Below are 12,304 nucleotides of genomic sequence, written 5' to 3' on the forward strand. Positions count from 1 at the left end.
CACGGTCCCTGAGCCTGTCGAAGGGACGCGACGAGCCTTGCGTCGCTTCGACAAGCTCAGCGACCGTGATGACAGTCTACGGGACGGCCACGAAAGCGGGCGACTGCACCACCCGCATCACCGTCGCTGCTCGCGAAGCTTTCAAAACGACCAGCGCGGACCGACGGCACCATCCCGGTCCCTGAGCCTGTCGAAGGGACGCGACGTCACCTCCCGTCGCTTCGACAGGCTCTGCGACCGTGGTGACCGCGTGCGGATCGCTCCCCGCCCCGGCAGCCGCACCACCCGCATTCTGTCGCTGCTCGCGAAGCTCTCGGGATCGGCCAGCGCAGACCGATGGCACCATCCCGGTCCCTGAGCCTTCCAAGGAACGCGTTGGACCTGACGTCGCTTCGACAAGCTCAGCGACCGTATCCGGGACTCGGGCTGACCCCGGACACCGCACCACCCGCTTCACCGTCGCTGCTCGCGAAGCTCTCGGAAACGACCAGCGCAGGTCGGCGGCACCATCTCGGTCCCTGAGCCCGTCGAAGGGACGCGCCGCACCGCACCGCGGACTAGCGGCGGAGGAGGCGGCGGATCAGGGCCGCGCGACGCGGCGTGAACGGCGGCATCAGCGGGGCGAGGGTCTCCGGCCGGAGCGGCTTGACCAGCACCGCCTTCCGGTGGCTGAACACGGTGACCGACCGCTCGCCGTGATAGCTGCCCGTGCCACTCGCCCCGACGCCTCCGAACGGGAGCCCCGGCACCGCGAGGTGCACGATCGACGCGTCGAACACGATCCCGCCCGAGCTCGTTCGGCGCAGCCACTGCCGCCGCGCCGCGCGATCCTCGGTGTACACGTACAGCGCGAGCGGCTTGTCGCGGGCCGCGACGAACTGGATCGCGTCCTCGAGACCGGCGACGCGCACGACGGGCAGGATCGGCCCGAAGATCTCCTCCCGCATGGCTGCGGAGTCGCGCCCGGCATCGGCCAGGACGGTCGGCGCGATGTACCGGCTCGCCCGGTCGGACTCGCCGCCCACCGCCGGCGTCTCCTCCGCGAGCATGCCGACGAGCCGGTCGAAGTGCTGGTTGTTGATGACGCGGCCGTAGTCAGCGCTCGTCGCCGGGTCCGGCCCGTACAGGTCCCGCACCGCCTCCGCCAGCCGCTCGACCAGAAGGTCGGCGACCGCGGGTGTCGCGAGCACGTAGTCCGGCGCGACGCAGGTCTGGCCCGCGTTGATGTACTTGCTCCAGGCCAGCCGCCGGGCCACCGCGCGCAGGTCGACGGTGTCATCGACGTACGCCGGCGACTTGCCGCCCAGCTCCAGCGTCACCGGCGTCAGGTGACGCGCCGCCGCCTCGAGCACGAGCCGCCCCACCCGCCCGTTGCCCGTGTAGAAGATGGAGTCGAAGCGCTGCTCGAGCAGCTCCGCCGCGACCGACGAGTCGCCCTCGACGACCGCCACCGCCCGCTCATCCAGGTATCGCGGGATCAGCCGCGCCAGGGCCGCCGACATGGCCGGCGCGAGCTCGCTCGGCTTCAGCACCACGCAGTTGCCCGCGGCGAGCGCGCCGAGCATCGGCGACAGGCAGAGCAGGAGCGGGTAGTTCCACGGCGCCATCACGAGCACGACGCCGAGCGGCTCGAGCACCGTCCGCGCCGTCGCGGGCATCGCGACCGCGGGCACCGGCACCCGCTGCGGACGCAGCCAGCGCGCGAGGTGCCGCCGCGTGTGGGCGAGCTCGGCGCGCACGAAGGAGATCTCGGCGATGAACGACTCGATGCCCGGGCGGCCCATATCCGCCCGAAGCGCCTCCTCGAGCTCCGGGCCGTTCTCGTCCAGCAGCCGGCCCATCGCCTCGAGCTGGGCGAGCCTCCACGACAGGGGGCGCGTGATCCCCGTGCCATGGGCGGACCTCAGGCGGCCGACCACGGTTGCGACGTCCTCGATCGGTCGGGTGTCCGTCATGGCGGCCTCCTCGCATCGGCGATGAGCCCATTCTGCCCCCGCGCGTGTACCTGGAGACGGGATCGCGAACCTCGGATCCCGGGGTCGCAGCGGCCGTAGCGGCCGCTACAGCGCCTTCTCGAAGCAGATGCTGTTGTGGATGATGTCGTACGGCGGGAACACGTCGATCGTGCGGTAGCCGATGCTGCGGTAGAGCGACACCGCGTCGGGCTGGCGGTCGCCGGTCTGCAGCACGAGGCTCTCCGCCCGATGCTCCCGCGCGATCTCCTCCGCCTCCGCCATCAGCATCCGGCTGAGTCCGCGGCCCCGGGCGTCCGGCGCCACGAACACCCGCTTGACCTCGAGCCGCTCGCCCAGCCGCCGCACCGCGAGGTGCGCGAGCGCGTCGCCCGCCTCGTCCTCGAGCAGGACGGTCGCGACCACGTCGGCGGGGTCCACCGCGAACGCGCGGGCGGCCTTGGCGGGGAAGTCGGGATCGTCGTCGTGACGGCCCGCGTACCGCTCGGCCATCTCCTGGTCCATCGCCGCCCGGAGCCGCGCCGCCCGCCCGTCCTCCCAGTCGACCCGCCTTGCCCGCACACCGCTCTTCGTCACCATTCCAGCGTATGCGGGATTCCCGGTGCCCCCGTTCGCGCTTGATACCATTGATCTCTTGTGAGCAGCTACTCGGACCTTCTGAAGACCCGTGGAGTCGCCCGCATCATCTCGGCCCAGCTCCTCGCCCGCTTCCCCGGCGGCATGCTGTCCCTCGCCTTCCTGATGCACGTCGAGCGCATCCACGGCTCCTACGGCGCAGCCGGCCTCGTGCTCGCGGCGACCAGCATCGGCCAGGCCGTCGCGGGCCCCCTCACCAGCCGCTGGATGGGCCGCTGGGGGATGCGCCCCGTCCTCGCGCTGACGACCGCGGTGTGCACCATCGCGGTCGTGGTGATCGCGCTGCTCGACACCCCCGAGCCGACCCCCGTGCCCATCTACATGGCGTTCGGGCTGCTCGCGGGGCTCGCGAACCCGCCCGTCCAGCCCGCTGTGCGCACCATCTACCCCAAGATGGTCAACTCGAAGCAGCTCACGCCGCTGTTCTCCCTCGACGCGTCCGCCCAGGAGATCATCTGGGTCTTCGGCCCCGTCATCGCCACGTTCCTCGCCATCCAGGTGAGCACGACCGCGGGCATCCTCGTCGCCGCGGCCTTCATGGTCGGCGGCGGCCTGTGGTTCATCTCCTCCCCGGAGCTCGGGCTCGTGCGCATCCCGCGCAGCAAGCGCAAGTTCGGCGTCGTCCTGCGCCGCCCGTCGGTGCTGCTCAGCACCGTGGTCGGCTTCCTCCTCATTGCGGCCTGCGCCGCCATCGAGGCCGGCGTCGTCGCCGTCTACGGGCACGACGGGGCGGAGGCGGGCATCGTGCTCGCGATGTTCGCGATCGGATCCCTCGTGGGCGGTCTCGCGCTCGGGCACATCCCGATCGGGCCGTGGGCGATGGCCCGCCGCATCTTCATCGTGTTCGTGGGTACCGCCCTCGCGGCGCTGTGGATGAACTTCTGGTGGCTCAGCGTGTTCCTGTTCGTCGCCGGCGTCGGCATCGCGCCCGCCCTCGCCGTGCTGTTCGCGGTCGTCTCGTCGACCGTGAAGTTCAGCGACACCGCCGAGGCCTACGGCTGGATCGGAACGGGGCAGCTCATCGGCGCGGCCCTCGGCTCGGCGGGCGCCGGCTTCCTCATCGACGGGATCGGGCCCCAGGGCGCCTTCCTCGGCGCGGCGGCCATCCTGGTGTTCGGGGTCCTGATCCCGGCCACGTTCCGCAGGCACTCCCCGGACCTCCGCGGACGTGAGGCGGGCCCGATCCCCGACACGGAGCCCGTGCCGGTCATCACCTGACCCCTGCCGCGCTCTGCGCTGGAACGTGCCGCGTTCCACACCGGAACGGGCCGCGCCGCGCATAATCGAGGGATGCCTCCCCTCCCCCTCTCGCCGGTCGTCGCGCTCAACGACGGCCGCACCATTCCCCAGCTCGGCCTCGGCGTGTACAAGGTCGCGGACGACCGGACGGCGGACACGGTCCGGGTCGCGCTCGAGGCGGGCTACCGGCACGTCGACACCGCGGCGCTCTACCGGAACGAGGCCGGGGTGGGCGAGGGCATCCGGCAGGCCGGCATTCCCCGCGACGAGCTCTTCATCACCACCAAGGTCTGGAACGATCGCCACGGCTACGACGAGACCCTGCGGGCGTTCGACGAGAGCCTCGGCCTGCTCGACCTCGATCGCGTGGACCTCTACCTCATCCACTGGCCGGCGCCGAAGCAGGATCGCTACGTCGAGACCTGGCGCGCGCTCGAGCGCATCGCGGCGGACGGCCGGGCCACGTCCATCGGCGTGTCGAACTTCGAGCCCCACCACCTCGACCGGCTGCTCGCCGAGTCGGGCGTGACCCCGGCCGTGAACCAGGTGGAGCTGCACCCGTGGCTGCCGCAGACGGAGCTGCGCGCCTACGACGCGGCGCACGGCATCGTGACCGAGGCGTGGTCGCCGCTCGCCCGCGGCCAGATCCTCGGCAATCTGGTGCTCGATGAGCTGGCCGCCAAGCACGGCAGGACCCCCGCACAGGTCGTGCTGCGCTGGCACCTCGAGCTCGGCAACGTCGTGATTCCGAAGTCGGTCACCCCCGAGCGCATCCGCGAGAACCTCGACGTGTTCGGCTTCTCGCTCGACGCGGACGATCTGGCGGCGATCGCCGGTCTCGAGTCCGGGGAGCGCACGGGACTGCACCCCGACGCCCACGGCTGAGCCGGCGCCCCGCCCTCAGGCCGCGACGGCCTCGTCCCCGTTGTCCACGTCCTCAGGATCCGGCAGGCTCACGAGGAACCGCCACAGCGGCACCGTCGCGAGAAGCCCGATGGCACCGCCGAGCACGAACGGGACACTGAGGTCGATGCGCGCGAGCAGGCCGCCGACCACGTAGCCGAGCGGCATCCCGCCCCAGAGCAGCGTGCGCCAGGTGCCGTGCACCCGCCCGAGCAGCCGGCCCGGGATGACGGCCTGGCGCAGCGACATCACGAGGACGTTCCAGACCGTCACCCCGATCGTCACGATCACCCACATGGCACTGGCCACCCACACGTTCGGGACCAGGCCCATGACGAGCAGTCCGGCCAGCAGCAGGACGTTGCCGAGCGCGATCGCGCGTCCGGCTCCGAGGCGCTTGGCCAGGGGCGCCGTCACGGCGGTGCCGAGGAGGCCGCCGACGGCGCCGGTGAGCATGAACACGCCGAACAGCGCCTCGGGTACGGCGAGCCGGTCGAGAGCGAACAGCACGAGCGTCGCCGTCGCCGCCGAGATCCAGAAGCCGGTGAACGTGCTGAACAGCCACAGCGTGCGGAGCATCCGGTTCGCCCAGATGAAGCGCAGCCCGTCCAGGAACTGCCGCCGCCACGGCACCTTCTCCTCGCTCGCCGGGCGGGCGAACTGCCGTCCGGATGCGACCCGCGGCAGCAGCACGGCCAGCACGGCGGCGAGGGCGAACGCGGCGGCGTTGACCCCGAGCGGAATGAGCACGGACACCGCGAACAGCACGGACGTGAACGGGCCGGAGAGGAACGTCTGCACCACGAGCTCGCCCGCCTCGATGCGGGAGTTGGCCCGCGGAAGGTTGGCCTTCGCCACCACGCTGGGCACGACCGCGCGGGCGGCGCCGTCGTAGACGGTCTCGAGCGTCCCGTAGACGAAGATCACCGTGAAGAGCCAGCCGATCGTGAGCGAGCCCGTCGCGGTCAGCGCGCAGAGGGCGAGCGCGAGGAGCGCGCGCACGCCGTCGGCCACGGCTAGCGCCCGCCGCCGGTCGACGGCGTCGACGATGATCCCGGCCGGGATGGCGAAGAGCAGCCAGGGCAGCAGCGCCATCGCCGACAGGATCGCGATCGCGAGGGGGTCGTGGGTGAGCCGCGCCGCGAGCAGCGGCATCGCGGTGCGGGCGATCCCGTCCCCCAGGCTGGAGGCGAGGTTCGCCGTGAAGAGGTTGGCGAACGCAGGCCCGAGCGACCGCGGCGTGCCGCGATCGCCCGGGCCTGTGCTCACCAGCGGCCGTGGATGGCGGCGCGGAAGTAGCGGTCGTAGATGTCGCGCACGGCGGCGTCGAAGGTCTCGCCGAGCGGCGGCACCGACCCGGCGACCGCGTTCGAGCGGGCCTGGTCGACGTTGCGGGCGCCCGGGATGACGGTGGAGACGCCGTCGAGCTGCGCGATCCAGGCGAGCGCAGCCTGCGCCGGGCTGAGCTCCGGGTTGGCCTCCTTGGCCGCCCGGGCGAACTCCTGGGCCGCGGTCACGCCCTGCTCGAAGTCGACGCCGGAGAAGGTCTCGCCGACGTCGAAGGCACTGCCGTCGCGGTTGTAGGTGCGGTGGTCGTTCTCGGCGAACGTCGTCTCGGCCGTGTACTTGCCACTGAGCAGCCCGGACGCCAGCGGCACGCGGGCGATGATCCCCACCCCCGCCTCGCGGGCGGCCGGAAGCACGGCGTCGAGCGGCTTGAGCCGGAACGCGTTGAGGATGATCTGCACGCTCGCGGTCCCGGGCCGGGCGATCGCGGCGAGCGCCTCGTCTGTGGTCTCGACGCTCACGCCGTAGTTCGCGATCGCGCCCTCCTGCACGAGAGTGTCCAGCGCGTCGTAGACGGCGTCGCTCGAGTACACGGGCGTGGGCGGGCAGTGCAGCTGCACGAGGTCGAGCCGGTCGACGCCGAGGTTCTCGCGCGATCGGTCGGTCCAGGCGCGGAACTTCTCCAGCGTGAAGTTGGCCGGGTCCTGCTCCTCGCGGCGGCCCATCTTGGTCGCGACGGTGATGCCGTGCCCCGGGTTGGAGGCGAGGTATTCGCCGATGAAGCGCTCGCTCCGGCCGTCGCCGTAGACGTCCGCGGTGTCGAAGAAGGTGACGCCGGCATCCACCGACGCGTCGAGCACGGCCCGCGCATCCGCGGGGTCCACCTCTCCCCAGTCGGCGCCGAGCTGCCAGGTGCCCAGGCCGATGACGGAAACGGTTCTGCCGGTGCGGCCGAGTGTGCGATTGTCCATGCGTCCGACCCTACGCATCCTCGCGATTCGAGGCACCATCGTTGCCCGGCCGCCCCAACGATTCCGGGGTGCAACAGGCCCGTCACGAAGCCGCCCGAACCCTGGACCGGGCATGCGCGCGGGCGGTTGCATGGCCTCATGACCCGCCGACTTCGCGCCCTCGCCCTCGCCGCCGTGCTCGCGGTGTCCCTCGCCGGCTGCACGGCGGGATCCGGGACGTCGGAGTCCTCCCCCGACATCGGGGTCCCGGTCCCCGCGACCGACGGCAGCACCGCCGGCGGGGACACGGCCGGCGGCGAGTCCGGCGGCGTGCCCGGTGCCGCCCCCGGCGCGGCTCCCGACGGGTCCGGCGGCGGGGGGTCGGCGGAGGACGGCGTGGACCGCGACGTCGTGACGACCGGGACCATCACCATCACGGTCCGCAACCCCGCCGCCGCGGCCGAGGAGGCGGCGGACCTCGTCGAGTCCGCGGGCGGGCGGATCGAGGCCCGCGTCGAGCAGGCGCCCACCCCGTCGGACCGCGGCCGAGCGACGCTCACGGTCCGCGTGCCGTCTGCCGCGTTCTCCGCGGCGCTCGAGGACCTCAAGGACCTCGGCCGCGTGGAGAGCGTGAACCTCACGGCGATGGACGTCACGTCGCGCACCCAGGACCTCGAGGCGCGCATCCGCGGGCTGCAGACGTCGGTCGACCGCCTGCTCGGCCTGCTGACAACGTCTGCGGACACCGATGCCCTGCTCAAGGTCGAGGGCGCACTCGCGGAGCGGCAGACCGAGCTCGAGAGCCTGCAGTCGGAGCGGGACTCGCTCGCGGACGCCGTGGCCCTCACCACGGTCACCGTGCAGCTGCTGTCGGCCGGCATCGCGCCGGACCCCGAACCCGACGACTTCTGGGCGGGTGTCGTCACGGGCTTCTCCGGACTCCTCGCCGCGCTCGGGGTGGCCGCGGTCGGCATCGGCGTCGCCCTGCCCTGGCTGGTATTCCTCTCCGCCGTCGGGGCGCTGCTGTTCCTCGTGCTGCGACTGATTCGGCGTCGCTCGCCGGAGCGGCGCCGTGCGACCGCCGAGCCCGCGGCGCCGCCCGCCGGCGGGGATGCGGCCTAGCCCAGCCGGCCCCGGCTCACTCCTGCGGCGGCCGCCAGCGCGCGGCGTGCAGGAAGAGCACGCCGATGCCGGTCGCCAGCCCGACCACGAACACCCACGGGCCGAACTGCCCGCCCAGCTGCGCCCAGTAGATGTCGTCGCGGGAGTCGACGCTCGTCGAGTTGAACACGCCGTACGCCCGCGTCACCAGCACGACGCCGAACGCCATGCAGGCTGCCGACAGGGCGCTGAGTCCCACGGTGTACGCGGTCCACATGCGGTGGGCGTGCGCGCGCATCGCGGCGGCGCGCTCCTCCGCCTCGGGATCACCGGCTTCCCCCGAGGCCGCGACGCCCGCCGCGGAGCGCGTCCCGGCGCCGGAGCCCGGAACGCCCGCAACCGGGTCGACCTCCGCGCTCACGGACCCGCCGCCGACGAACCACGAGGACTGCCCCGACCCCGCGGACCGGCTGCCCGAGTCCACGTTCGTTCCCGCGCTCTGCTCTGCGGTCTCGGATCCGGAATCCGCGGCGCCCCGCAGGGGCAGCCGCGTCGGGCGGCTACCGGCATCCCGGCCGCTGCCGTCGAAGCCGCGCTGGAAGGCCGGGTCGTAGCGGGGATCGTACGCCCCGCCCGACCCGGCCGATCCCGCGGAACCGCCGTGTCCGGCCGGCCCTCTGGTCGCCATGATGCCTCCTCGAAGGCGCTCGGACGCTCCTCGACTAGGAGGCGGTGACCGCCACCTCGATCACGGCCCAGGACAGCGGCGGCAGCGTGAGCGTCATGCGTCCGCCATCGATCTGCACGTTCTCCAGGGGCTTCAGGCCCACCTGCTCGCCGGTGTCGAGGTTGTTCGTGGCGAAGCGGTCCTTGCCCTCGGGGGCGACGAGCACCTCCGCCCGGGTGACCTTCGACGCGGCGAAACCGCGGAGCGCCACCTCGACCTCGGCCGAGTCGTCGAGGCCACGGTTGGCGAGGAAGAAGGCCGCGCGGCCGTTCTCCTCGTCCCAGGTCGCGCTGACGTCCACGAGGTCCGCGTCACCGAACTGCGCGGTGTCGACGCGGTCCGAGACGGTGCTCGTGCGCAGGATCTGGCCCTTGGCCAGCTCCGCCATCCGGGCGAACGGCCAGAAGATGCTCTGCCGCCAGGCCGGCCCGTTCTCCTCGCTGCGGATCGGGGCGATGACGTTCACGAGCTGCGCCTGGTTCGCGATCTTCACCCGGTCGCCGTGGCGGAGCAGCGAGTTGAGCAGGGTGCCCACCACGACCGCGTCCGTCACGTTGTACTCGTCCTCGATCACCCGCGGGTGTTCGCGCCAGACACCCGACTTCGTGATGTTGTGCGGCTGGTCCTCGCCGTCGAGGCCACGCTGGTACCAGACGTTCCACTCGTCGAAGGAGAGGTCGATGAACTTCTTGTGCTTGCCCCGCGCCCGCACCGCATCCGCCGTGGCCACGACGGACTCGATGAAGTAGTCCATGTCCACGGCGCTGGCGAGGAAGCTCTTCGCGTCGCCGTCCTGCTCGTAGTAGTAGGCGTGCATCGACATGTAGTCGACCTCGTCATACGCGTGGGTCAGAACGGAGTACTCCCACTCGCCGAACGTGGGCATGCGCGAGTTCGAGCTACCCACCGCGACGAGCTCGATACTCGGGTCGACGTAGCGCATGGCCTTCGCGGCCTCCATGGCGAGGCGGCCGTACTCGTCCGGCGTCTTGTGCCCGATCTGCCACGGCCCGTCGAGCTCGTTGCCGAGACACCACAGCTTGATGTCGAACGGCTCCTCCGCGCCGTTTTTGCGCCGCAGGTCCGACAGGTAGGTGCCGCCGGGGTGGTTCGCGTACTCGACCAGCTCGCGTGCCGCGTCGACGCCGCGGGTGCCGAGGTTGATCGCCTCCATGATCTCGACGTCGGCGAGCTTCGACCACTTCGCGAACTCGTGCAGGCCGAACTCGTTCGTCTCCAGCGTGTGCCAGGCGCCGTCGAGGCGTCGCGGGCGCTGGTCGACCGGCCCGACGCCGTCCTCCCAGTTGTAGCCGGAGACGAAGTTGCCGCCGGGGTAGCGCACGACGGAGACGCCCATCTCCTTGGTGAGGTCCAGCACGTCCTGGCGGAACCCGTCCTCGGTGGCCGTCTCGTGTCCCGGCTCGTAGATGCCGGTGTACACGCAGCGGCCCATGTGCTCGACGAACGAGCCGAAGATGCGGCGGGGAACCTCGCCGATGGTGAAGTCGCGGTCGATGGTGATGCGCGCACGCGTCATGAAGCTGTTCTCCTTTGCTTGGGGGTGAGGGAGGAAACGAACGAAGGCGGGCCCCGTGGGGCCCGCCTTCGCCGTGCTGGCTTACTGTCCGCCGAAGCCGGTGGTCGCGAAGCCCTTGATGATCTGCCGCTGGAAGAACAGGAAGACCACGATCAGGGGCAGTGCGGCAAGCACGGCGCTTGCCATGTCCTGCGCGTACTGCACACCGAACGCGCTCTGCACGGTCTGCAGGCCGACGGGGAGGGTCATCAGCGAGGCGTCGTTCGTGACGATGAACGGCCAGAGGAAGTTGTTCCATGCGCCGACGAACACGAAGATCGACACGGCGGCGAGGATCGGCCTCGAGAGCGGCATGACGATCTGCAGGAACACGCGCATCCGGCTCGCACCGTCGACGCGGGCCGCCTCCTCCAGCTCGATCGGCACCTGGTCGAAGAACTGCTTCAGGATGAACACGATCGCCGGGTGGATGAGCTGCGGCAGGATGATTCCCGCGTAGGTGTCCACCATGTCAAACGCGAGCATCTGGTAGAAGAGCGGCACGATCAGCATCTGCGGCGGCACGATGATCGACGCGATGGTCAGGTAGAACAGCCACTTCTTGCCCGCGAAGTTGATCCGCGAGAACGCGTACGCCGCAAGCGCGGAGATGGCCACCGAGACCGCCGTGATGACGACCGAGGTGAACACGCTGTTGAACGCCCACTGCGGGATGTTCCCCTCGGAGAGCACCGACGTGTACGCGTCGAGCGTGAAGCCGCCCTCCGGGATCCAGGTGACGGGCGTCGCGCCGGCGTCGGCCTCGCTCTTCAGCGAGGTGACGATCGCCCAGGCGAACGGCAGGAGCCACAGGATCGCGAGGATCGCGAGGATGACGAACGCGATGATGCTCGACGGCCGCAGCGGCTTGCGCTTGTCGCGACCCTGCCGGGCGCTCGGCACACGTCGGTCGGTGGAGGCTTCAGTACGATTCAGAACTTCGGTCGTAGTCATTACTTTGCTCCCCTTCGAGACGTGATGACCATCTGGGCGACGGACGCGATGACGATGATGGCGAAGAACACGTACGCAACGGCGGACGCGTAACCGAGTCGGTACGCGGTGAAGCCGGTCTCGTAGATGTACTGGACGATGGGCCGGGTGGCACCGCCGGGTCCGCCGCCGGTCATGATGTAGATCTGGTCGAACACCTTGAGCGAGGCCAGGATCTGCAGGATCACGATGACCAGCGTGGTCGGCGCGAGCTGCGGGATCGTGATCGAGAACAGCTGGCGCCACTTGCCCGCGCCGTCGAGCGACGCGGCCTCGTACTGCTGCTCGGGGATGTTCTGCAGGGCGGCGAGGTAGAGCAGGAAGTTGAAGCCGACCGTCCACCACACCGTGGTGATGACCACGGAGATCATCGCCGTGTTGGAGTCGGTGAGCCAGGCCGTCTGGCCGCCGAGGATCGAGTTCACGAGACCCAGTTGCGGGTTGTACATCCAGATCCAGAACAGCGACACGACCGTGGACGCGAGCAGGAACGGGGCGAAGAACGCCAGGCGCCAGAGCCACTGCCCCGGCAGGCCCAGGTTCACGAGCAGCGCGAGGATGAGCGCCACCAGCACCAGCGGAACGGTGCTGAGCACCGTGAACCAGAGCGTGTTGCCGAGCGAGCGCCAGACGTCGGCGTCGCGGAAGGCCTCGCCGTAGTTCTCGAAGCCGATCAGCTCGCTGTTCGCGCCGGTGATCGACTGGCCCGTGAGGCTCAGGTAGAACCCGTAGATGATGGGCCAGACCAGGAACAGCAGGAACGCGATCACGAACGGGGCGGCGAAGGCCCAGCCGTGCAGCGTGTCCCTGCGGCGCGCCGAGTTGGGTACCCGGCCGTCCCGCCTGTTGAGGGCGCTAGGGCCTATGCCCTGAGCCCGGTTGAGTTGAGGTGTTGTCGTCACGAATCGACTCCTTCGTC

At 70.9% G+C, this 12,304-nt stretch carries 11 protein-coding genes; 3 read left to right on the top strand and 8 right to left on the bottom strand.

The window, feature by feature from the left end; translation table 11 throughout:
* Positions 1–557: 557 nt before the first annotated feature.
* Positions 558–1,955 (bottom strand): aldehyde dehydrogenase family protein, encoded by a 1,398-nt coding sequence (locus DAI20_RS00605; protein ID WP_108248659.1) that lies wholly within the window; start codon positions 1,953–1,955, stop codon positions 558–560.
* A gap of 105 nt (positions 1,956–2,060) precedes the next feature.
* On the bottom strand, positions 2,061–2,549 hold the full coding sequence (locus tag DAI20_RS00610) for a GNAT family N-acetyltransferase (RefSeq protein ID WP_240605805.1): 489 nt from the start codon (positions 2,547–2,549) through the stop codon (positions 2,061–2,063).
* A gap of 60 nt (positions 2,550–2,609) precedes the next feature.
* Between DAI20_RS00610 and DAI20_RS00615 the strand changes: the two genes are divergently transcribed.
* Positions 2,610–3,827, top strand: a complete 1,218-nt coding sequence (locus DAI20_RS00615) for an MFS transporter (RefSeq protein WP_108248661.1) — start codon at positions 2,610–2,612, stop codon at positions 3,825–3,827.
* 72 nt (positions 3,828–3,899) lie between these two features.
* Entirely contained in the window at positions 3,900–4,733 is an 834-nt protein-coding gene (locus DAI20_RS00620) for an aldo/keto reductase (RefSeq protein ID WP_108248662.1), read from the top strand.
* 15 nt (positions 4,734–4,748) lie between these two features.
* Here the strand turns inward: DAI20_RS00620 and DAI20_RS00625 are convergent, their stop codons facing one another.
* Together DAI20_RS00625 and DAI20_RS00630 are read right to left on the bottom strand one after the other, a co-directional pair.
* Positions 4,749–6,020 carry an MFS transporter gene (locus DAI20_RS00625; protein ID WP_159084860.1) on the bottom strand — a complete coding sequence of 424 codons (1,272 nt, stop codon included), beginning with the start codon at positions 6,018–6,020 and terminating at the stop codon, positions 4,749–4,751.
* Positions 6,017–7,009 (bottom strand): aldo/keto reductase, encoded by a 993-nt coding sequence (locus tag DAI20_RS00630; protein WP_108248664.1) that lies wholly within the window; start codon positions 7,007–7,009, stop codon positions 6,017–6,019. The genes DAI20_RS00625 and DAI20_RS00630 overlap by 4 nt, the downstream gene beginning before the upstream one ends.
* Positions 7,010–7,147: 138 nt before the next feature.
* Between DAI20_RS00630 and DAI20_RS00635 the strand changes: the two genes are divergently transcribed.
* On the top strand, positions 7,148–8,110 hold the full coding sequence (locus DAI20_RS00635; RefSeq protein WP_108248665.1) for a DUF4349 domain-containing protein: 963 nt from the start codon (positions 7,148–7,150) through the stop codon (positions 8,108–8,110).
* 16 nt (positions 8,111–8,126) lie between these two features.
* Here DAI20_RS00635 and DAI20_RS00640 read toward each other — a convergent pair whose 3' ends face one another.
* The 4 genes from DAI20_RS00640 to DAI20_RS00655 all read right to left on the bottom strand — a co-directional run bounded on the left by DAI20_RS00640 (position 8,127) and on the right by DAI20_RS00655 (position 12,251).
* Complete coding sequence (locus DAI20_RS00640; protein ID WP_108248666.1) at positions 8,127–8,777, bottom strand: hypothetical protein; 651 nt, start codon at positions 8,775–8,777, stop codon at positions 8,127–8,129.
* Between the two features lie 34 nt (positions 8,778–8,811).
* Entirely contained in the window at positions 8,812–10,353 is a 1,542-nt protein-coding gene (gene arfA / locus DAI20_RS00645) for an arabinosylfuranosidase ArfA (protein ID WP_108248667.1), read from the bottom strand.
* An 81-nt stretch (positions 10,354–10,434) separates the two neighbouring features.
* A complete protein-coding gene (locus DAI20_RS00650) occupies positions 10,435–11,346 on the bottom strand; it encodes a carbohydrate ABC transporter permease (protein ID WP_108248668.1) in 912 nt (303 codons plus the stop codon).
* Positions 11,346–12,251, bottom strand: a complete 906-nt coding sequence (locus tag DAI20_RS00655) for a carbohydrate ABC transporter permease (RefSeq protein WP_108249653.1) — start codon at positions 12,249–12,251, stop codon at positions 11,346–11,348. Before DAI20_RS00655 ends, DAI20_RS00650 begins: the two co-directional genes overlap by 1 nt.
* Between the last annotated feature and the right edge of the window lie 53 nt (positions 12,252–12,304).

The sequence above is a fragment of the Planctomonas deserti genome (assembly GCF_003067705.1).
Lineage (GTDB): Bacteria > Actinomycetota > Actinomycetes > Actinomycetales > Microbacteriaceae > Planctomonas > Planctomonas deserti.